General features: G+C 69.0%; 20 protein-coding genes. 13 read left to right on the top strand and 7 right to left on the bottom strand.

The window, feature by feature from the left end; translation table 11 throughout:
* Nucleotides 1-56: 56 nt before the first annotated feature.
* The 8 genes from DA69_RS11330 to DA69_RS11365 all read left to right on the top strand — a co-directional run bounded on the left by DA69_RS11330 (nucleotide 57) and on the right by DA69_RS11365 (nucleotide 9,467).
* Complete coding sequence (locus DA69_RS11330; protein WP_235599152.1) at nucleotides 57-1,742, top strand: sensor histidine kinase; 1,686 nt, start codon at nucleotides 57-59, stop codon at nucleotides 1,740-1,742.
* A gap of 47 nt (nucleotides 1,743-1,789) precedes the next feature.
* On the top strand, nucleotides 1,790-1,927 hold the full coding sequence (locus tag DA69_RS11335) for an entericidin A/B family lipoprotein (RefSeq protein ID WP_025976938.1): 138 nt from the start codon (nucleotides 1,790-1,792) through the stop codon (nucleotides 1,925-1,927).
* 138 nt (nucleotides 1,928-2,065) lie between these two features.
* Nucleotides 2,066-3,184, top strand: coding sequence for an alanine dehydrogenase (gene ald / locus DA69_RS11340; RefSeq protein WP_025976939.1), 1,119 nt, complete (start codon nucleotides 2,066-2,068; stop codon nucleotides 3,182-3,184).
* Between the two features lie 48 nt (nucleotides 3,185-3,232).
* On the top strand, nucleotides 3,233-4,288 hold the full coding sequence (obgE, locus tag DA69_RS11345) for a GTPase ObgE (RefSeq protein WP_025976940.1): 1,056 nt from the start codon (nucleotides 3,233-3,235) through the stop codon (nucleotides 4,286-4,288).
* A gap of 186 nt (nucleotides 4,289-4,474) precedes the next feature.
* Entirely contained in the window at nucleotides 4,475-7,369 is a 2,895-nt protein-coding gene (gene polA, locus DA69_RS11350; RefSeq protein WP_025976941.1) for a DNA polymerase I, read from the top strand.
* Nucleotides 7,370-7,400: 31 nt separating this feature from the next.
* On the top strand, nucleotides 7,401-7,709 hold the full coding sequence (locus DA69_RS11355; RefSeq protein WP_025976942.1) for a GNAT family N-acetyltransferase: 309 nt from the start codon (nucleotides 7,401-7,403) through the stop codon (nucleotides 7,707-7,709).
* A 38-nt stretch (nucleotides 7,710-7,747) separates the two neighbouring features.
* A complete protein-coding gene (locus tag DA69_RS11360) occupies nucleotides 7,748-8,971 on the top strand; it encodes an NAD(P)/FAD-dependent oxidoreductase (RefSeq protein ID WP_025976943.1) in 1,224 nt (407 codons plus the stop codon).
* Between the two features lie 145 nt (nucleotides 8,972-9,116).
* Nucleotides 9,117-9,467, top strand: coding sequence for a zf-TFIIB domain-containing protein (locus DA69_RS11365; protein WP_025976944.1), 351 nt, complete (start codon nucleotides 9,117-9,119; stop codon nucleotides 9,465-9,467).
* 9 nt (nucleotides 9,468-9,476) lie between these two features.
* Here DA69_RS11365 and DA69_RS15030 read toward each other — a convergent pair whose 3' ends face one another.
* Nucleotides 9,477-11,201 carry a hypothetical protein gene (locus DA69_RS15030; protein ID WP_025976945.1) on the bottom strand — a complete coding sequence of 575 codons (1,725 nt, stop codon included), beginning with the start codon at nucleotides 11,199-11,201 and terminating at the stop codon, nucleotides 9,477-9,479.
* Nucleotides 11,202-11,410: 209 nt separating this feature from the next.
* On the opposite strand from DA69_RS15030, the gene DA69_RS11375 reads away from it, so the two are divergent.
* From DA69_RS11375 to DA69_RS11395, 5 genes are all read left to right on the top strand, one after another.
* Nucleotides 11,411-12,118, top strand: a complete 708-nt coding sequence (locus DA69_RS11375; protein ID WP_025976946.1) for a response regulator transcription factor — start codon at nucleotides 11,411-11,413, stop codon at nucleotides 12,116-12,118.
* The gene (locus DA69_RS11380; RefSeq protein ID WP_025976947.1) at nucleotides 12,087-13,697 is read left to right on the top strand and encodes an ATP-binding protein; all 1,611 of its coding nucleotides are present in this window, start codon (nucleotides 12,087-12,089) and stop codon (nucleotides 13,695-13,697) included. Before DA69_RS11375 ends, DA69_RS11380 begins: the two co-directional genes overlap by 32 nt.
* The gene (locus DA69_RS11385) at nucleotides 13,694-14,149 is read left to right on the top strand and encodes an HPr kinase/phosphorylase (protein WP_025976948.1); all 456 of its coding nucleotides are present in this window, start codon (nucleotides 13,694-13,696) and stop codon (nucleotides 14,147-14,149) included. Before DA69_RS11380 ends, DA69_RS11385 begins: the two co-directional genes overlap by 4 nt.
* Before the next feature lie 77 nt (nucleotides 14,150-14,226).
* Nucleotides 14,227-14,631, top strand: coding sequence for a PTS sugar transporter subunit IIA (locus DA69_RS11390; protein WP_025976949.1), 405 nt, complete (start codon nucleotides 14,227-14,229; stop codon nucleotides 14,629-14,631).
* Complete coding sequence (locus tag DA69_RS11395; RefSeq protein WP_029972442.1) at nucleotides 14,628-14,924, top strand: HPr family phosphocarrier protein; 297 nt, start codon at nucleotides 14,628-14,630, stop codon at nucleotides 14,922-14,924. Before DA69_RS11390 ends, DA69_RS11395 begins: the two co-directional genes overlap by 4 nt.
* Here DA69_RS11395 and mnhG read toward each other — a convergent pair.
* Genes mnhG through DA69_RS11425 form a run of 6 tightly spaced genes read right to left on the bottom strand, consistent with a single transcriptional unit; the run spans nucleotide 14,884 to nucleotide 20,971 of the window.
* Nucleotides 14,884-15,315, bottom strand: a complete 432-nt coding sequence (gene mnhG, locus DA69_RS11400; protein ID WP_025976951.1) for a monovalent cation/H(+) antiporter subunit G — start codon at nucleotides 15,313-15,315, stop codon at nucleotides 14,884-14,886. The two genes, DA69_RS11395 and mnhG, sit on opposite strands and share 41 nt — an antisense overlap.
* Nucleotides 15,312-15,593: a K+/H+ antiporter subunit F gene (locus DA69_RS11405; RefSeq protein ID WP_025976952.1), complete on the bottom strand. Its 282-nt coding sequence runs from the start codon at nucleotides 15,591-15,593 to the stop codon at nucleotides 15,312-15,314. The genes mnhG and DA69_RS11405 overlap by 4 nt, the downstream gene beginning before the upstream one ends.
* The gene (locus DA69_RS11410) at nucleotides 15,590-16,087 is read right to left on the bottom strand and encodes a Na+/H+ antiporter subunit E (RefSeq protein WP_029972443.1); all 498 of its coding nucleotides are present in this window, start codon (nucleotides 16,085-16,087) and stop codon (nucleotides 15,590-15,592) included. Before DA69_RS11410 ends, DA69_RS11405 begins: the two co-directional genes overlap by 4 nt.
* Nucleotides 16,084-17,679 (bottom strand): monovalent cation/H+ antiporter subunit D, encoded by a 1,596-nt coding sequence (locus DA69_RS11415; protein ID WP_025976954.1) that lies wholly within the window; start codon nucleotides 17,677-17,679, stop codon nucleotides 16,084-16,086. The genes DA69_RS11410 and DA69_RS11415 overlap by 4 nt, the downstream gene beginning before the upstream one ends.
* On the bottom strand, nucleotides 17,676-18,020 hold the full coding sequence (locus DA69_RS11420) for a Na+/H+ antiporter subunit C (protein WP_025976955.1): 345 nt from the start codon (nucleotides 18,018-18,020) through the stop codon (nucleotides 17,676-17,678). Before DA69_RS11420 ends, DA69_RS11415 begins: the two co-directional genes overlap by 4 nt.
* A complete protein-coding gene (locus DA69_RS11425; protein ID WP_051582068.1) occupies nucleotides 18,017-20,971 on the bottom strand; it encodes a monovalent cation/H+ antiporter subunit A in 2,955 nt (984 codons plus the stop codon). The genes DA69_RS11420 and DA69_RS11425 overlap by 4 nt, the downstream gene beginning before the upstream one ends.
* Between the last annotated feature and the right edge of the window lie 265 nt (nucleotides 20,972-21,236).

Consider the following 21,236-nt stretch of genomic DNA (forward strand, 5'->3'; position numbering starts at 1 on the left):
GCCGCAAGCTCGGGCGCCGTCGCGTCCAGGGCATCCGATTCCGCCTGGGCTTGGCCATGGCCTTGGGCCTGCTGCCCATACTGCTGCTCGGCGTGATCCAGACCGAGGCCGAGTTCCGCAAGCAGGAGCAGGAGCGCCGGCTCGACCTGCAGCTGGCGGCCGAACGCAGCGCCTCGGACGCCAAGGCCCGGATCAGCTCGACCGTGGTGCTGCTGCAGGCTCTGACGCCGGAAGGGGGCGGCTTCTTTTGCGAGGCTCGCCTAACCGCCCTCGCTGCGCGGATGGAGGGGATCGCCAGCCTGGCGCGCTACAGCGCCACGGGCGCGCCGGTCTGCGCCTCGCGCAGCGAGAGCGAGGCGCAGACGAAACAAAACGTGTCGGCGGATACCTGGCACCAGCGCCTGAAGCGCGGCGAAGACGTGGTGATGCAGCGTTCGGCCGACGGCGAATCCCTGATCGTCGCCGTCCGTTGGGAACGCCCGATGGGCGCCTTTCAAGGCGCGATGGCGGCCACGGTGCCGCTGAGCGTGCTCCAGCCGGACATCCGCGATCCCGCCTTGCCCGCCGGGTCGGAGGCGGCGCTGACGGATGGCGCCGGAAACATTCTGATCGCCACTGATCCGCGGCCGTTCGCGCTGAAACGCGCGGCCGAGGCGAACGGCTGGACCGACCGGGCGCGCGCCGACGCCGTCGTCATGTTTGAAGCGCGCGACGCCCAGGGACGACGCCATGTCTATGGAGGCGCGCCTCTGGCTGGGCAGGATGTTTTCGTCCTGCTGTCGGCGCCGGCGCCGGGACTGCTGTCCTGGGCGCGGCTGAACCCGTTCGGCACCCTGTTGCTGCCGCTGGCGGCGTGGCTGACCGCCTTTGCCGCCGTCATGCTGCTGTCCGAGCGGATCGTGGTGCGCTGGCTGGATTATCTGGAACGGGTGGCCGCCATCTATGCGCGAGGACGTTTCTCCATTCGCCCGGTCCAGGCCGAGCACGCCCCGGCCGAAATCCGCACCCTGGCCCGCACCCTGGGCCAGCTGGGCGAGACCATCACCCGTCGCGACCGGGATATTCTGGATGCGCTGGAGGAGAAGGACGCCCTGCTGCGCGAAATCCACCACCGGGTGAAAAACAATCTGCAGATCATCTCGTCCCTGCTGTCCATGCAGCAACGGGCGGTGACCGATCTGGGCGCGCGGGCGGCGCTGGGCGACACGCGACAGCGCATCACCGCCCTGGCCCAGATCTATCGCGTCCTCTACCAGAGCGAGGACATTCGCGAGGCCGACGCCGACACCTTCCTGCGCGAACTGGTCGGCCAGCTCATCGCCGGGGAAGCGGTGCGCGGCCCCCTGGTGACGACGTCCATCGAAGCCGACCCGCTGATCATCGACCCGGACAAGTTGGCGCCCCTGGCCCTGTGGCTGGTCGAAGCCGTGTCCAACGCCCAGAAACACGCCTTCGCTGGCCGCGGCGGCGAGCTGAAGGTGCGCTTCAAGGTCGATGGCGACACCAGTGTGCTGGAGGTCGAGGACGACGGCCCCGGACTGGACGACGCCGTCGAGGCGGGCGTCGGCCGCACCTTGATGATGGCCTTCGCCAAGCAACTACGCGGCGAGGCCCGGATCATTCCCGCGCCGGGCGGCGGCTCAATCGCGCGGCTGACCTTCGTCACGCCCGAAGCCCGCGACGCAGCCCAGGTGCGAGAGGTCGCAGCCTTTCGTCTCAGCGGAACCCCGCCCCAAGCGTAGCGTTGTATGGAGGACGGGCGCGGAGCCCGAACCAACAGGAGCCTCCTATGCGCAAGATCATCATTCTGGCCGTCGCCGCCGCCGCTTTGACCACCGCCGCCTGCAACACCATTCAGGGCGTCGGCAAGGACACCCAGGCCGCTGGCCAGGCGGTCGAAGGCGCCGCTCGCGACGCCAAGAACTAACGGCCCAGCCCTCATCGGGCCGGAATTTTTGCCCCGCGGACATTTGTGTCCGCGGGGTTTTATTTTTCGCTAGCGCCGCACGGCCTGCTTGTTTAGCGTCCGCGCGCCCCACGCAGGGGTCAGGACAGTGAAAGAAAAATGCGCGTCGGCTCCCCCCGAGAAACCAAGACCAATGAACATCGCGTCGGCCTGACGCCGGCCGCGGCCGGCGAATACGTCGCCCACGGCCATACCGTCCTGATGGAGACCGGAGCCGGCCTGGGCGCGGGCTTTACCGACGCCGACTACGAGAAGGCGGGCGCACGCATCGCCCCCGACGCCGCCGCCGTCTTCGCCGACAGCGACATGATCGTGAAGGTCAAGGAGCTTCAGCCCGCCGAGTTCCCCCTGCTGAAGCCAGACCACATCCTGTTCGCCTATCTGCATCTGGCGCCCGATCCCGAACAGGCGAAGGCCCTGCTGGCCTCGGGCTGCGCCGCCATCGCCTATGAGACGGTGACGGACGCCAATAGAGGCCTGCCGCTGCTGGCGCCCATGTCCGAGGTGGCCGGACGGATCGCGGTCTTTTCGGCGGCCGAGACCCTTTTGAAGCACAAGGGCGGGATGGGGCTGCTGTTCTGCGGCGTGCCCGGCGTGGCCCCCGCGCGGGTGCTGGTGCTGGGCGGCGGCGTCGTGGGGCTGAACGCCGCGCGCATGGCCGTCGGTCTGGGCGCCGAGGTGGTGGTGCTGGAGCGCTCCATCCCCCGGATGCGTCATATCGACGAAGTGACCGGCGGGCGCGTCATCACCCGCTATTCCTCGCTGCACGCCATCGAGGAGGAACTGCCCAAGGCCGATGTGGTGATCGGCGCCGTTCTGACCCCGGGCGCAGAAGCCCCGACCCTGGTGCGACGGGACCAGTTGTCGTCGATGAAGAAGGACAGCGTCCTGATCGACGTCGCCATCGACCAGGGCGGCTGTTTCGAGACTTCGCGCCCGACCACCCACGATGACCCGACCTATGTGGTCGACGGCGTCATCCACTATTGCGTCGGCAACATGCCCGGCGCCGTGCCGCGCACCAGTTCTGAGGCGCTGAACAACGCCACCCTGCCCTATGGCCTGGCCCTGGCGGACCGGGGACTGGAGGCCCTGCGCGCCGATCCGCACCTGGCCCGCGGCCTGAACGTGCTGAAGGGCGAGATCACCCATCCGGCCGTCGGCAAGGCGCTGGGCCTGTCGTGGCGCGACCCCTTCGGCGTCTGGGCGCGCGGCTAAGATCGCACCCGCCTGTAATTCGCCGCGCTTCTAGGCCATAAGGCGCCCATGAAGTTCCTCGACCAGGCCAAGATCTACATTCGCTCCGGCAACGGCGGCGCGGGCTCCGTCTCGTTCCGCCGCGAAAAGTTCATTCCCAACGGCGGCCCGGACGGCGGCGACGGCGGCAAGGGCGGCGACGTCTGGGTTGAGGCGGCCGATGGGCTGAACACCCTGATCGACTTCCGCTACCAGCAGCATTTCAAGGCCCAGACCGGCCACCACGGCCAAGGCCGCCAGATGCACGGCGCCAAGGGCGAGGACGTGGTCCTGCGCGTCCCCGTCGGCACCCAGGTGCTGGACGAGGACAAGGAGACCGTGCTCGTCGACCTGGACGAGCCGGGCATGAAGGTGAAACTGCTGTCCGGCGGCAACGGCGGCTGGGGCAACACCCGCTTCAAGGGGCCGGTCAACCAGGCGCCGCGCCACGCCAACCCCGGCCAGGAAGGCCAGGAGCGCTGGATCTGGCTGCGGCTGAAGCTGATCGCCGACATCGGCCTGGCCGGCCTGCCCAACGCCGGCAAGTCGACCTTCCTGTCGGCCGTCTCGGCGGCGCGGCCCAAGGTGGCGGACTACCCCTTCACCACCCTGACGCCGAACCTCGGCATGGTGGACCTGAGTCCATCGGAACGCTTCGTCATCGCCGACATCCCCGGCCTGATCGAAGGCGCCAGCGAGGGCGCGGGCCTGGGCACCCGCTTCCTGGGCCACGTCGAGCGCTCGGCCAGCCTGATCCACCTGATCGACGGCACGCAGGACGATGTGGTCGAGGCCTATCGCATCATCCGCGGCGAGCTGGAGGCCTATGGCGAAGGCCTGGCCGACAAGACCGAGATCCTGGCCCTGAACAAGATCGACGCCCTGACGCCCGAGGCTCGTGAGGAGAAGGCGGCGGCTCTGGAGGCGGTCGCGGGCCGTCGCCCGATGCTGGTGTCCGGCGTCTCAGGCGAGGGCGTGACCGAGCTGCTGCGCGCCGCCTGGGCCGAGGTCAAACTGACCCGCGGCGAGGTCACCGACGAGGGCGCGGACATGATTCCCGAAACGCCGGGCGGCTGGCAGCCGTAAGCGCGGGAGCTCTCCTCCCCATGCAAATGGGGAGGTGGCGCGGACGCGATAGCGTCCGTGACGGAGGGGCTGCTTGGTTCCGCTGTGGCAAAGCCTCTCCACCGCTCCGCGGCCCCCCTCCCCACGGCGTGGGGAGGAAAGCTAAGGCCGGATGACGCCGCGCCTTCCGCCCCCTATGTTCGCGTCATGACCGACGCGACCGCCGAAATCCCCGCCCGCCCCCTCACTCAAGACGGGCCGCCCTTGCGGCTGTGGATGATCGACGCCTCGGCCTACATCTTCCGCGCCTACCACGCCCTGCCACCGCTGACCCGCAAGTCGGACGGCCTGCCCGTGGGCGCGGTGCAGGGCTACTGCAACATGCTGTGGAAGCTGATCCGCGACATGAAGGGCGAGGACGGCCCGACGCACCTGGTCGCCGTTTTCGACCATTCGGAGAAGACCTTCCGCAACGACCTCTATGATCAATACAAGGCCCACCGTCCGCCGGCGCCCGAGGATCTGGTCCCGCAGTTCCCGCTCGTGCGCGAGGCCACCAAGGCCTTCGGCGTCCACTGCGTCGAGATGGCCGGCTACGAGGCCGACGACCTGATCGCCACCTACGCCTGCCAGGCGCGCGACGCGGGCGGCGAGGCGGTGATCGTCAGCTCCGACAAGGATCTGATGCAGCTGATCGGGGGCGGCGTGGTCATGTACGACCCGATGAAGGATCGCCGCCTGGACGAAGAAGCCGTGTTTGAAAAATTCGGCGTCACGCCCGACAAGGTGGTCGAGGTCCAGGCCCTGATCGGCGACAGCGTCGACAACGTCCCCGGCGCCCCGGGCATCGGCCCCAAGACCGCGGCCCAGTTGATCCACGAGTACGGCGACCTCGATACGCTCCTGGCCCGGGCCGGCGAGATCAAGCAGCCCAAGCGCCGCGAGACCCTGATCAACTTCGCCGATCAGATCCGCCTGTCGCGCGAACTGGTCAAGCTGACCTGCGACGCGCCGCTTCCCGAACCGATCGACGACTTCGTCATCCGCGACCCGGACCCGCAGACCCTGTCCGCCTTCCTGGAGATGATGGAGTTCCGCTCGCTGGCCCGCCGCGTCGGCGACGGCAAGGCGCCGCAGAAGGAAGGCTCGACCTTCGCGCGCCAGCCAAGCGTCCCGGTGGCTACGCCGCGCTATGGCCAGACCGAAGTCGCCGCCCCGGCCGAGCCCCAGGCGATCGATCATGATCGCTATGAATGCGTGCAGACGCTGGAAGACCTCGACCGCTGGATCGCGCGGGCCAAGGCGGCGGGCGTGGTCGGCTTCGATACCGAGACGGACGCCCTGTCCTCGACCCACGCCGGGCTGTGCGGGGTGTCGCTGGCCGTGGGGCCCAACGACGCCTGCTACATCCCCCTGACGCACGAACATGAGCCGACCGGCGACGGCGGCTTGGACTTCGGCGACGGCGGCGACGCGCGCCCGCCCCTGCAGCAGATCGACAAGCCGACCGCCCTGTCCCGGCTGAAGGCGCTGCTGGAAGACCCGTCGGTGCTGAAGGTCGGCCAGAACATCAAATACGACCTCGCCGTCATGGCCCGGCGCGGCGTGCGCGTCGCCCCCATCGACGACGTGATGCTGATCTCCTACGTGCTGGAGGGCGGTCTGCACGGCCACGGCATGGACGAGCTGGCGCGGCTGCACCTCGGCCACGAGCCGATGACCTTCAAGAGCGTGGCCGGGACCGGCAAGAGCCAGAAGAGCTTCAAGCACGTGGAGATGAAGTCGGCCGTCTGTTACGCCGCCGAGGACGCGGACGTGACCCTGCGCCTGCATCGCCTGCTGAAGCCGCGTCTGGCGGCCGAGGGGCTGTCGAGCGTCTATGAGACGCTGGAGCGCGGCATGCCCGCCGTTCTGGCCGACATGGAGCGGGCCGGCGTTCGCGTCGATCCGGATCGTCTGCGCTCCCTGTCCTCGACCTTCGGCCAGCGCATGGCCGAGCTGGAAGAGGAGGCGCACAAGCTGGCCGGCCGCCCGTTCAACGTCGGCAGCCCGCGCCAGATCGGCGAGATCCTGTTCGGCGAGATGAACCTGCCCGGCGGCAAGAAGACCGCCAGCGGCCAGTGGGGCACCGACGCCAGCGTGCTGGAGGAGCTGGCTCAGACGCAGGCCCTGCCCCGCACCATCCTGGACTGGCGCCAGCTATCCAAGCTGAAGGGCACCTATACCGACGCCCTGGTGGCGGCCATGGACCCGCAGACGAATCGGGTCCACACCTCCTATCAGCTGGCGGCGGCGACCACGGGACGCCTGGCCTCGTCCGATCCCAACCTGCAGAACATCCCGATCCGCACCGAGACCGGCCGCCAGATCCGCCAGGCCTTCATCGCCTCGCCGGGCAATGTGCTGATCAGCGCCGACTACAGCCAGATCGAGCTGCGCCTTCTGGCCCACATCGGCGACATCCCCGAGCTGAAGCGCGCCTTCAAGAGCGGCCTCGACATCCACGCGGCGACCGCGTCCGAGATGTTCGGCGTGCCGGTCGAGGGCATGCCCAGCGAGACGCGCCGCCGCGCCAAGGCCATCAACTTCGGCATCATCTACGGCATCAGCGCCTTCGGCCTGGCCGCCCAGCTGGGCATCGACCAGGGCGAGGCCGGCGCCTACATCAAGACCTATTTCGAACGCTTCCCCGGCATCCGCGCCTACATGGACAGGACCAAGGCGCTGGTGAAGGAGCAGGGCTTCGTCACCACCGTCTTCGGCCGGCGCATCCACATCCCGGCCATCCACTCCAAGTCGGGCGCCGAGCGCCAGTTCGGCGAGCGCGCGGCCATCAACGCCCCGATCCAGGGCGCCGCCGCCGACATCATCCGCCGCGCCATGATCCGCATGCCCGGCGCCCTGGCCGAGGCGGGTCTGCAAACCCGCATGCTGCTGCAGGTCCACGACGAACTGGTGTTCGAGGCCCCCGAGGCCGAGGCCGACCGCGCCATCGCCGTCATCCGCCGCATCATGGAAGGCGCCGCCCTGCCTGTCGTCGATCTGAGCGTGCCGCTGGACGTCGAGGCCAAGGCGGCCCCGAACTGGGACGGCGCGCACTAAAACCCATTGGCTTTCCAGCAAGGATCACGACATGAGCCTGGACCCCGAAATCCGCGACAACGAAGACGCCAAGCGTTACGAGCTGGAGGTCGACGGCGAGACCGCCGTGGTCATCTATAACCCGGTCGCGGGCGGGCGGCTGATCACCGAGACCCTCGTGCCGGTCCCGCTGGAAGGGCGCGGCATCGCCAGCCGCATGGCAAAGCACGTCCTGGCCGATCTGAAGGACAAGGGTCTGCTGGTCCTGCCGACCTGCACCTTCTTCTCCAGCTATCTGAAGAAGCACCCGGAATACGCCGATCAGGTGCATCCGACCTATCGAGCCATGCTGGGCCTCTGACGGTCGCTTCGCGCGCGATCCCCTGCTAGGGCGGGGCGATGAAGTCTTCAGACATCGACGTCCTGATCGTCGGCGCCGGCGCGGCCGGCATGATGTGCGCCATCGAGGCCGGCAAGCGCGGCCGTCGCGTGCGCGTGATCGATCACGCCCGCGCCCCCGGCGAAAAGATCCGCATCTCGGGCGGCGGCCGCTGCAACTTCACCAATCTGGGGACGAGCGGCGCCAACTTCCTGGGCGAGAACCCGCGCTTCGCCCTGTCGGCCCTGCGGCGCTTCACCCAGCACGACTTCATCAAGATGGTCGACCGCCACGGCATCGCCTGGCACGAGAAGACCCTGGGCCAGCTTTTCTGCGACGACAGCGCCAAGCAGATCATCCGCATGCTGACCGACGAGATGAAGGCGGCGGGCGTCGCCCTGTCGCTGGGCGTCGGCGTCAAGACGGTGGAGCGCGCGGGCGAGCGGTTTCAGGTCGATCTGGACGACGGATCGCGCGTGACGGCGGCGTCGCTGGTCGTGGCGACGGGCGGCAAGTCCATTCCCAAGATGGGGGCCACCGGCTGGGGCTATGAGGTCGCGCGGCGCTTCGGCCTGCGCGTCACCGACACCCGGCCCGCGCTGGTTCCCCTGACGTTCGAGCCGGGCCTGCTGGAGCAGCTCAAGCCGCTGGCGGGCGTGTCGGTCGACGCGGTGGTGCGACACAAGGCGCCCAAGGAGGCCGGCCCCGGCCGCCCGGCCAAGGAGACCGTCTTCCGCGAAGGCCTGCTGTTCACCCACCGCGGCCTGTCGGGGCCGTCGATCCTGCAGATCAGCTCCTACTGGCGCGAGGGCGAGGCGATCACCGTCGACCTGGCCCCTGGCCGCGATGCGGCGGCTGAAATTCTGGCCGCCAAGACCGAGAACGGCAAGCAGGCGGTCCACACGGCCGTCGGCCACGTCGTGCCGCGCCGTCTGGCCGAGGCCCTGTGTGCGCGCGAAAACCTGTCGGGCAAACTGGCGGAAGTCGGCGACAAGAAGCTGCGGGCCCTGGCCGAGGCGGTCAACGCCTGGACGGTCAAGCCGGTCGGATCCGAAGGCTATCGCACCGCCGAAGTGACGCTGGGCGGGGTCGACACCGCCGCCCTGGACCAGCAGACGATGGAGGCCAAGACCGTCCCCGGCCTGTTCTTCATCGGCGAAGTGGCGGACGTGACCGGCTGGCTGGGCGGCTACAACTTCCAGTGGGCCTGGTCGTCGGGCTGGGCCGCGGGTCAGAGCTGCTGAGCCGGTGAAACAGAGCCTGCGGCGACGCGGCGCGTTGTCGCGCGCGCGGACGCGCCCTACCTCTTTCACGTAGCGGGACGGGCCCCTCTGGCGGCGCTTCGGCGGCGTGATGTCGGACCGCCTTCAACGACGAAAGAGGATGACGATGCCCCTGCTGATGTGCCCCAACGATAATGCGCCCATGCAGACGCTGGATCGCCACGGCGTCCAGTTCGACATGTGTCCGACCTGTCGCGGCGTCTGGCTGGATCGCGGCGAACTGGAGAAGCTGATGGCCGCCGCCGGCGACGAGGGCCGCGCCGCCGCGCCCGCGCCCGCGCCCCAGGCCTATGCGCCGCCGCCGCAACCGTCCCAACAACCCTGGGGCGGCCAGCCGGCCTATCGCGAGCCGCCGCGTCAACGCGACGACCGATATGACCACGACCGCCGCCGCGACGACGACTATCAGTACCGCAAGAAGAAGAAGCGGCTGGATATCTTCGACATCTTCGACTGAGCCGTCGATTTAGGCCGCCAGCCCCGCCGCCTGCATCAGCGGGCGCAGAGCCTGAACCGCCTGCGGCTCGGCGCTGAGGGCGGCGCGGGCGTCCGGCGCGCGCATCAGGCGCACCGCCTCGGCGCGGGCGCGCTCGGCGACCGGCCCGCTGGGGCCCGTCTCGCCCGCCGCCAGACGCAGCAGCACCGCCAGCTTCTGCGGAAGCGGGGCCGGCGCGCGGGCCAGTTGCGCCGTCAGCCGGGCGTCGGCCTCGATCGCGCCGCCAACGGCGCCGAGGGCTTCGACCACCCCTTGCGTCTCACGCTCGGACAATCCGCCCTTGCGCACGCCGCGCTGAAGCTCGGCCAGGGCCATCAGCCGCTGCCCGGGCGGCGTCGCGCCCGGCGTGCGGGTCCGCATCTCGGTCTCAAAGCGCAGGGAGACGACGCAGGCGTCCAGCCAGCGCGCGGCCGCCCGCTTGTTGGCGCCGCCGGTGACGTTTTCGCATAGGCGCGTCAGCCGCTCCGCCTCGGACAGGACGCTGGCGCAATCCTTGACATAGGCGGCGACGAAGTCGGCCGCGACCAGCGCCTTGGACCGCTCGATAAAGGCGGTCTGCACCTCTTCCAGCGTCAGCAGACGCCCCGCCGTGGCCGTCAGCGCCATGGCCAGGACGCGCAGGATCTCGATCTCGCCGACCGCGTCGCCGGGGCGCAGGCGGCGCTGGCTCATCAGTTCGCGCAGCACCATGCGCGCCAGGGAGGCGGCCAGCAGGGGAAACTCGCCCGCCGCCAGCCGCTCGCCCAGACGCCGCACCGGCCCCTCGATCGGCGGGGCCAGCAGGCTGAGGCGCGCATCCTGCGCCAGGACGGCGTCCACCTCGCGCGGGGCGGCCATGCGCACCACCGCCGCCAGGCTGGCGCCCTGATCCAGCCCCGGACCCAGCACCTGGGCCAGGCCGTGACGCGACCCCAAAAGCTCGCACAGAATCTGCTCCACCGGCACCAGCACCAGGGCGCGCGGCGCGCCTTCTGCCGGGGCCTGATCGCAGATGTCCATCAGCCGCTCGACCCGCGCCCGCGCGCCCGGCAGGCCGCGCAGAGCGCCCGCCACCGCCCCGCCCATGACGAAGGCTCGGTCCGCCGCGCCCTGAAGCGCCAGAGCCGTCGCCGCGACCGGCCGATCCTCGAAGCTGGGAAACTGCTTCTTGCGACCGGCGGTCAGCAGCCGCTCGATCGCCTGTTCGGCCAGGCGCTGATAGTGGCGCATCAGGTCGTGCACCGACTGACCCGGGATGGCCTGCGCCTCGGGCACGGCGACCTTCTGGATCGCGTGCTGAAGTTCGACCCCAGAGGCCTCCAGCCGCTCGGCCAGGTCGGGCCGGTGCAGCAGTTCGAAGGCCGTCGCGCCCTGCCGGTTCAGCCAGTCCTCCAACACGCGGCCAAGGGTCTCGCGCGCATGGGGGGCGTACAGGTCGCCGACGCCGCGACAGGCCGGGCCGCGCTGGTCGACGGCGGGCGGACGCTTGCGCGACAGTTCCGGCGCGCCGCGCGTCAGGATGATGACGCTGGCGAACTCCATCGTGTCGGGGTCCAGCGTCTCCTTGGTGACGCGCACGGCGACCGCCTCACGGTCGCGCAACAGCGCCTCGGCGGCGTCGACGGCCTGACGCCGGTCCTCCACCGCCTGATGCAGGGACCAGTCGGCCGGCGCCGTGCGGCGGATGTAGATTTCGTAATGAACAGGTCCGGCCATGACGCCCTTCGCAAGCACAGACGCTTATCCTGCGGCCCCAAGCTTAAGTTCGGGTTTCGCTTTCGCCTCCAGCGGTTGAAAGCCGCGACGACGCGCTCCATTTTGTGTGAACGTAAAGTCACCACGATCGAGTAGAACAGTTACGCTTGCCGTGCGTTGTGCAGACGACGGCGGACCGGACGTTCCCCGCCCGCACTAAGGAGAAGCCCTTGGCCAACATCACTCTGGTCGACGACGACGAGAATATCGTCGCCTCCGTCTCCCTGGCTCTGGAAAGCCATGGCCACATGGTGACCGCCTATCACGACGGCGCCTCGGGCCTGGAAGCGCTGGAGACCACCCCGCCGGACCTGGCGATCCTGGACGTCAAGATGCCGCGCATGGACGGCATGGAAGTGCTGCGCCGCCTGCGCCAGACCTCCAGCCTGCCGGTCATCATGCTGACATCCAAGGACGAGGAGATCGACGAAATCCTCGGCTTCAACCTCGGCGCCGACGACTACATTCACAAGCCCTTCAGCCAGCGCCTGCTGATCGAGCGGGTGAAGGCCCTGCTGCGCCGCGCCGGCGTCGAAGGTCTGGACCCCATCGACCCGGCCGCCGCCGAAGCCGGCAAGGCGATCAAGCGCGGCAAGCTGTCGATGGACCCGGCGCGCCACGAATCGACCTGGGACGGCAAGCCGGTGAAGCTGACCGTCACCGAGTTCCTGCTGCTTCAGGCCCTGGCCCAGCGCCCCGGCTTCGTGAAGAGTCGCGACAATCTGATGGACGCCGCCTATGACGATCAGGTCTATGTCGACGACCGCACCATCGACAGCCATGTGAAACGGATGCGAAAGAAGTTCCGCATGGTCGACCCTGAGTTCGACGCTATCGAGACCCTGTATGGCGTCGGATACCGCTACCGCGAGAGCTGAACCTGAAACCGTCCGGGCGCGGCGCCGATTCCGCTTCGGCGGATCGCGCCTGGGCGGATTCATCCTGGCTCTCAATCTTCTCAGCCTGCTGATCCTGTTCGGCGGCGCCTTGCTGCTGAACGAATGGCGGCGAGGGCTGATCGAGGCGCGTCAGGAATCCCTCGGCGTTCAGGCCGAGCTTCTGGCCAACGTTCTGGGCGAACTGGGCATCACCCAGGGCGACCCCTATCCCATGCTGGACGACCGCGCCGCCGCCCTGTGGTTGCGCGACAACTTCATTCCGGCCGGGCAGCGCGCCCGCCTGTTCGACATCGACGGGATCGAGGTGTCCGACTCCTTCCGGGTCAGCGACACCATTCCGGGCGCGCCCCTGCCACCCGCCCACCCGGCCGGAACGGCTCTGGCCCCCGCCGAACCATCGCCGCGCGAGACGGCGCGTCTGGCCCGGGCCAACGCCGAGCTGTCAGCCGAAGTCGAGAGGGCTCTGACCGGCGCGCCCCAGGCCTCCCTGCGCCGAAACGAGGAGGGCGAGCGGGTCGTCTCCGTCTCCCTGCCCGTCCGCCATGTGCAACAGGTTCTGGGCGTGCTGACGCTGGAGGCCGGCGACGTCAACGCCACCCTGGACGCCCAGCGGCGGGCTCTGATGCCCTTCGCCCTGGTGGCCCTGGCGGTGAATCTGCTGGCGTCCCTGGTGCTGCACCTGTTCGTAGCCCGGCCGGTCATGCGGCTGTCGGCGGCGGCGGACCAGGTGCGCCTGCAACGCGCCCGCGCCATCTCCCTGCCCGACCTGGAAGACCGCAAGGACGAGATCGGCGATCTGGCCCGCGCCCTGGAGTCGATGACCGACACCCTGTCGACCCGGATGGACGCCATCGAACGCTTCGCCGCCGACGTCAGCCACGAGATCAAGAACCCGCTGACGTCGATCCGCTCGGCTCTGGAGACCCTGCCGCTGGTCAAGACGGACGAGCAGCGCGCGCGTCTGACCAATCTGCTGCAACAGGACGTCCGGCGCCTGGATCGGTTGATCACCGACATCTCCAACGCCTCGCGCCTGGACGCCGAACTGTCGCGCGACCGGCCGCGCGCCATCGACCTGAACGATCTGCTGGGCGACATCATCGGCGTCTATGAGGCCGGTCGGAAGCCGGACGAACCGGCTGTTCGGCTCGTCACGGCGACCGACAACGCCCGCGTCATGGGCCGCGACGTGCCTCTGGGCCAGGTGTTCCGCAACCTGATCGACAACGCCCGCTCGTTCAGCCCCGCCGGCGGCGAGGTCCGTGTGAGCCTGTATCGCGACGACAGCCCGGCCGACCTGCCGCTGCGCATCCGCATCGACGACGACGGCCCGGGCATCCCGGCTGAAAACTTGGAGACGGTGTTCGAGCGCTTCTACACCTCGCGGCCCAAGGGCACGGCCTTCGGCGCCAACTCGGGTCTGGGCCTGTCCATCGTCCGCCAGATCGTCGACGCCCACGGCGGCCGGGTCCGCGCCGAAAATCGCAAGGGCGAAGACGGGTCCGTTCTGGGCGCCCGCTTTGAAGTCAGCCTGCCCGCCGTCGGCAAACGCGCATGACCCCTGCCCGCCAGCCTGTCCACGCCAGCGTCGTCACCGCCCGCACGTCGCAGGGATGGCGCGGCGTGCTGATCCAGGGGCCGTCCGGCGCAGGCAAGAGCGACCTGGCGCTGCGGCTGATGCAGAACGGATGGCGGCTGGTCGGCGACGACTGGGTGGAGGTCTTCGCCTGTCGCGGCGCGCTTTACGCCACTGTTCCCGACACCATCGCCGGGCGGATGGAGGTGCGCGGCGTCGGCATCGTCAGCCGGCCTTTTCGCCCCTCGACCCGGCTGGCCCTGGCCCTGCGCCTGACGCGCGAGCCGGTCGAGCGCCTGCCCCAGCCGACGTGGCGGGTCATCGAGGGCGTGCTCCTGCCTCAGCTCGATCTGGATCCGCGGCCGGCCTCTGCGGCGGCCGTCGCGGCGGCCGCCCTTCACGCTGTTTCCGAGATGGCGCCGCCCGCTCTTTGATCCGGGCCGCGATTGCCCTATGAAACAAGGCTTGTCGCTCGCGAAGGCGGGCTGGGGATGTCTTTGGTGAAGCCTATATGATCGGGCTGGTGATCGTCACCCACGGGGGCCTGGCCTCTGAATTCCTGTCGGCGATGGAGCATGTGGTGGGACCGCAACGCGGCGTCGCCGCCATCTGCATCGGCCCCGAGGACGACATGGAGCGGCGCCGCCGCGACATCGTCGACGCCGCCGCAGCCGTCAATGAGGGCGAGGGCGTCATCCTGCTGACCGACATGTTCGGCGGCACCCCGTCCAATCTGGCCATCTCGGTCATGGAGCAGACCGGCGCCGAGGTGATCGCCGGGCTGAACCTGCCCATGCTGATCAAGCTGGCCAGCGTGCGCGGCCGCGAAAGCCTGGAGGCCTGCGTGGCCCATGCTCAGGACGCCGGGCGCAAATACATCTCGGTCGCTTCCTGGGTGCTGGCAGGCGAGAAATGAGCGACGCCGCCGATCCAGCCGCCATCGCCACGGCGACGCTGAACATCTGCAATCAGCGCGGCCTGCATGCTCGCGCCTCGGCCAAGTTCGTCAAACTGGCCTCGGAGTTCGAATCCGAGATTCATGTCACGCGCGACGGGGTGAGCGTGGACGCGCGCTCGATCATGGGCCTGCTGATGCTGGGCGCCGGGATCGGCTGCGATGTCGAGGTGAAGGCCGAAGGGCGCGACGCGCCCCAGGCCGTGGCCGCCCTCACCGATCTTGTGGCGCGTCGCTTCGACGAGGACCAGTAACCAGGTCAGGAGGCGTGCGGACGACGCCCGCGCACTCGCCCTCCAGCGGCACGCGCACGCCGTCGCCGGATCTATCCGTCCGGTCGCGGAACAGGGCGGCCCGAGCCAGGATGATCAGCGTCACCGGCGTCGTCGCCGTGAAGAAGACCGCCGCCAGCAGTTCGACGGGCATGAAGCGCCCCTCCGCCCCGGTGAAATAGATCACCGAGCCGCACAAGACCAAGAACATGCCCAGCGTCGCCCCCAGCGTCGGGGCGTGAACCCGCTCGTAGAAGGTCTGCAGCCGCACGAGGCCAAGTGCGCCGATGAAGGTCAGGCCGGCGCCGAACAGCACCAGCCCCGCCGCCAGCAGGGCCGCCCAGGCCGGGACATTGGCGGGAAAGCCGCTCATTCGATCACCTCGCCGCGCATCAGGAATTTGGCCAGGGCGACCGAGGAGGTGAAGCCCAGCATGCCGATCATCACCGCCGCATAGAAGTACTGCTGGGTTCCCGTCCGCACCCCGAAGGCGACGACCAACAACATGCCCGCCTGGTAAAGCGTGTCGAGGCCCAAGATGCGGTCCTGAGCGCGCGGCCCCTTGGCGATGCGCCACACGCCGATCAGGCCGGCGGCCGCCAGGAACAATTGCGCCAAAACCAGCGCCCAGTAGAAGACGGCGCCGCTCATTCGAAGATCTCCATCAGGCGGCGCTCATAACGGTTCTTGATGCGCTCCGCCCAGTCGTCGCCGTCCTGCAGATCGAGGATATGCAGCAGAAGCACGCCGGTCGCGTCCTCATATTCGACCCAGATGGTGCCCGGCGTGCTGGTGATGACCACCGCCAGGACCGCCAGGCCATAGCGGTCGCGCATCTCCAGCGGAATATGGACGAAGCCCGAGACGCGGCTGTCGCGCGAGGCGTTCAGCCCCAGCACCACCAGAGCCACCTCCCAGTTCGAGCGAACGATGTCCAAGGCGACGACTGCGGCGAAGCTCAGCAGGGTCAGCGGCTTTTTAAGCCGCACCGGCTCAACATCCAGAACGCGCATGATCTGCGGCGCCGCCAGGGCCATCAGCAGCGCCAGGGCGAGCGACGGCGCCGCCGTCGAGCCGCTGAGCAGCAGGGAGGCCCCGAACAGCCCCAGCGACAGTATGGGGTGAGGCAGAACCGCCCGGATCATGCGCTGCCTCCCAGCACTGCGCGGACATAGGCGTCAGGCCGCACCAGCCAGTCGGCCGTGTGGTCGGCATAGGCGAAGCCCGCCTCGCCGAAGATCGCCAGAAACAGGCAGGCCGCCAGCAGGCCCGCAATGGCCACGCCCTCGGCGGCGCCGACCACGATCGCCGGTTCGGCGTCGTCGTCTCGCGCCCACAGCGCCGCCATGCCCAGCCGCGTCAGACCGATCAGGGCGCCCAGCGAGGCGAGCGACAGGGCTATGATCACCCCATAGCCGGCCCAGCCGCCCAGGCCCGACAGGGCCTCCATCATGGCCAGCTTGCCGATGAAGCCCGCCAGCGGCGGCAGGCCCGCGATCATCAGGGTCGAGATCAGGAAGGCTCCGCCCAAAGCCGCCACCGCCGCGGGAATGACCAGACCTGGCTCATTGCGCTCTTCGTCGTCAAAGGGGTCGAAATATTCATCGTCGAAGACGGCGCGGCCCGAGCGGGCGCCCAGGTCCTGGCCCCTGTTCAGGACCTCGGCCAGCATGAAAAGGGCGCCGCAGGCCAGGGTCGAGCCGACCAGATAGAAGACCGCCCCGCCCAGGACATCGGCGTTGCCCGTCCCGACCGCCGCCAGCACCGTGCCCGAAGAGACGATGACGGCGTAGGCCGCCGCGATCGACAGGTCGCGCGCCGCGATCATGCCTGCCGTGCCGAAGCCGATGGTCGCCAGCCCGCCCAGCAGGATCCACAACTGGCCGAACCCGGCCGAGGCGCCGCTGTCGGGCGCGAACAGCAGGAAGCTGAGGCGGATGATCACATAGGCGCCGACCTTGGACAGAATGGCGAAGACGGCCGCCGCCGGGGCGCTGGCCGCCGAATAGGTGGTGGTCAGCCAGAACCCCAACGGCCACATGGCGCACTTGGTCAGGAAGGCCACGCCCAGGATCGCCGCCCCGACGTGGAACAGGCCTCGGTCAGCCGCGGCGATCTGGGGAATGCGCACGGCCAGATCGGCCATGTTGAGGGTGCCGGTCACGCCGTAGATCAGGCTGACCCCGATCAGGAAGAGCATGGACGCCGTCAGGTTGACGGCGATGTAGGCCAGACCCGCGCGGATCCGCGCCTCGCCCGAACCATGCAGGGCCAGGCCATAGGAGGCCGCCAGCATGATCTCGAAGAAGACAAACAGGTTGAACAGGTCGCCGGTCAGGAAGGCCCCGTTGACGCCCATGACCAGCAGCAGGAACAGGGCGTGGAAACGGGGCCCGGCCCGGTCCCACCGCGCCAGAGCGAAGATCATGGAGCAGGCGCCCAGCACGCTGGTCAGGGCCACCATCAGCGTCGACAGACGATCGGCCACCAGGACGATGCCGAACGGCGCCGGCCAGTCGCCCAGTTGGTAGACGCGGGCGGTGTCGCCCCCGCCCGCCGCCCCGGTCGCGCTTTCGTGCAGCAGGGCCAGGGCCATGGCCAGGATGGCGGCCATGGCGAACAGGCTCAGGCCGCCCTTCAGCAGGCGGCGGCGCTCGTCGAACAGCAGCATGGCCGCCGCGATGACCATCGGCAGCACGATCGGCCCGATGATCAGATGTTCCTGCCAATCGGTCATTCGGGCGCCTCCTGGCCGTCGACATGGTCGCTGCCGGTCTCGCCGCGCGAGGCGAGCAGCACCACCAGGAACAGGGCCGTCAGGGCGAAGCTGATGACGATGGCCGTCAGCACCAGGGCCTGGGGCGTCGGATCGGCGTAGAGGGCCGGGTCCTCGGCGCCCTCGCGGGTGAAGGCCGCCGCGCCGGAACGCAGCCGCCCCATGGAGAAGATGAACAGATTGACCGCATAGGAGACCAGCGACAGGCCGATGATCACCTGGAAGGTGCGCGGGCGCAGCATCAGCCACACCCCCGAGGCGGTCAGCACGCCGATGGCCAGGGCCAGGACGATCTGGGTCATTGCACCCCTCCCTTCTGCTCGGCGTCCGCTTCGGCCTCGGCCTCCTCAATGCGCGCGCGGCGCAGCGACTGGTGCGCCAGGGCGACCAGGATCAGCACGGTGGCGCCCACGACCAGGACCACGACGCCCAGATCGAACAGGACGGCGCTGGCCAGAGGGACGCGGCCCAGCAGCGGCAGGTCGGCGTACTGGAAATAGGAGGTCAGGAAGGGCTGGTCGAAGATCCACCCCACGGCGCCGCTGGCCGCCGCAATCAGCAGGCCGACGCCGATCCAGATGATCGGGCGGATCTCCAGCCGTTCCTCCACCCAGCGGGCGCCGGACGCCATATATTGCAGGATAAAGGCGATCGACAGCGCCACCCCCGCCGCGAAGCCCCCGCCCGGCAGGTCATGCCCGCGCAGGAACAGGTGCACCGCCAACAGGATGATGAAGGGGAAGAGCCAGCGCATCACCACGCCGGGAATCATCATGGTGTCGCTGAGGGTGTCACCCTCGCTGCGGCCCTCGCGGGCGCGGTCAGACGCATCCTGAACGCGCTTTTGTATCGGCTGGGACAGGCTGTCGCTGGCCGGCCGGAAGCGGCGCAGCAAGGCCAGCACCGTCAAGCCGACCACGCCCAGGACGGTGATCTCGCCGAAGGTGTCGAAGGCGCGGAAGTCGACCAGAATGACGTTGACGACGTTGCGGCCGCCGGCCTCCTCATAGGCCTTCTCGATAAAGAAGCGCGACACGCCCTCGACCGGCGGGCGCACCATGACGGCCCAGGAGATCAGCGCCACGCCCGCCCCGGCGAAGATGGCGATGCCCCGGTCCAGACGACGGCGCCAAAGCGCGCGGCGCCGCTCCGACTCAGGGACATGGATTTCGGCCAGCCGCTTGGGCAGCCAACGCAAGCCCAGCAGCAGCAGCACCGTCGTCACCACCTCGACCACAAGCTGCGTCAGGGCCAGATCCGGCGCCGACAGCCAGACGAAGGTCAGACAGCTGGCCAGCCCCGCCCCGCCCATCAGGATGACGGCCGCCAAGCGATGGTATTTGGCCTGCCAGGCGGCGGCCAGGGCGCAGGCGCCCCCCGCCAGCCACAGGGCGGCGAAGGCCAGGTTGTGCGCCTGGGGCACGCGGAACTCGGGCCAGGTCAACACGAAGCCGCCCGCCGCCGCCACGGCCCCCGACAGCAAGGCCGTCAGCAGGATCAGGCGCAACTGCGGCTGCAGGCGCTGCGCGCCCAGGTGGCGCACGATCCATTGCGACAGGTCCATCAACATGACCTGGGAGCGCTCGAACAGATAGCCGCCGTTCAGCCGCTTCATGCCCCAGGGACCGCCGCGCGGATTGGCGTTCAGCGCCTTGCCGAAGACGACATAGAGGCCGATGCCGCCCGCCATGGCGATGACGCTGAGCAGCAGCGGCAGGTTGAAGCCGTGCCACAGGGCCAGGCTGTAATAGGGCAGGTCGAAGCCGAGCATGGTCACGGCCGCGCTGCGCAGGAAGGGGCCGACGGTGACCGCCGGGAAGACCCCGACCAGTAGACACAGGGCCACCAGCACCTCGACCGGACGCCGCATCCAGCCGGGCGGCTCGTGCGGGACGCGGTCCAGCTCAGTCGATGGCGGCCCGAAGAAGGTCGTGTGGATGAAGCGCAGCGAATACAAGACGCTGAAGGCGCTCGCCAGGGTCGCCAGCACCGGCAGGGCCTGGTTCAGCGCCGAGGTCTGAGTGCTGGCCAGGGCCTCGGCCAGGAACATCTCCTTGGACAGGAAACCGTTCAACAGGGGCACGCCCGCCATGGCGGCGGCGGCGACCATGGCCAGGGTGGCGGTGATCGGCATGAAGCGGATCAAGCCGCTGAGCTTGCGCATGTCGCGCGACCCGGCCTCGTGGTCGATGATGCCCGCCGCCATGAACAGCGAGGCCTTGAAGGTGGCGTGGTTGATGGTGTGGAAGATGGCCGCGATGGCGCCCAGGTCCGATCCCAGCCCCAGCAACAGGCAGATCAGGCCCAGGTGGCTGATGGTCGAATAGGCCAGCAGGCCCTTCAGGTCGTGCTGGAAAATGGCGCACCAGGCGCCGACCAGCAGGGTCGTCAGGCCCAGGCCGCCGACCACGAAATACCACATCTCGGTCTCGCCGAAGACGGGCCAGAACCGCATCAGCAGGAAGACGCCCGCCTTCACCATCGTCGCCGAGTGCAGATAGGCGCTGACCGGCGTCGGGGCCGCCATCGCGCGCGGCAGCCAGATGTGGAACGGGAACTGGGCGCTCTTGGTCAGTGCCCCGATCAGGATCAGCCCCAGGGCGACCGGGTAGATCGGGCTGGCCAGGATGACGTCGCGCGCGGCGATGACGGCGTCCAGCTCATAGCTGCCGACGATGCGGCCGATCAGGATCATGCCGACCAGCAGGGCCACCCCGCCGGTGGCCGTGATGGTCAGCGCCATCCGGGCGCCCTCGCGCGCCGAGGCGTTCTGGTGCCAGTAGCCGATCAACAGGAAGGAAAAGAGGCTGGTCAGCTCCCAGAAGACCACCAGCTGAATCAGATTGCCCGACAGCACCACGCCCTGCATCGCGCCCATGAAGGCCAGCAGGAAGGAGAAGAAGCGCGGCACCGGGTCCTTCGGCGACATGTAGTAGCGCGCATAAAGCACCACGAGCGCGCCGATCCCCAGGATCAGGGCGCTGAACACCCATGACAGGCCGTCCAGGCGAATCGTAAGGTTCACCCCCAGGGACGGCAGCCACGCCAGCGTCAGCTTCAACACCTCCCCGTCCTGGAACCGCGGCCAGAGCACCGCCAGACAGCCGACGCTGATCAGGGCGATGATCCACGACAGAATGGCCGCAGAGGTCCGCGCGTGACGCGGCAGCCCCGAGGCGATCATGGCCCCGATGAAGGGCAGGACGAGAATGACGAGCAGGAGGAAGCTGGCTGGCACGGGCGTGTCGATCATCTCCGATAGGTTGTGGGACGGCGCCCGAAAGACTGCGGATCGCGCCTTTTCGTTTTGCCAGACTTTTTCCTAAGGGAAATGACGCCCTTGCGTCAAAGCGACGAGTTGGCGCGATTGTGACCGTAGCAGGAGCGGTTCGGCCATCGCCTTGCCGCAGCGCCGCGACCTCACGGCCGGTTTAGCCGTGGATCGCCTCAACCAGGAACAGACTCGAGCCAGGGCGACGAACGCCTGCGGGGCTGTACGGTACGGCCCGGTCTCGCCC

This window comes from Brevundimonas naejangsanensis (assembly GCF_000635915.2).
In the GTDB taxonomy this organism is placed as follows: Bacteria; Pseudomonadota; Alphaproteobacteria; order Caulobacterales; family Caulobacteraceae; genus Brevundimonas; species Brevundimonas sanguinis.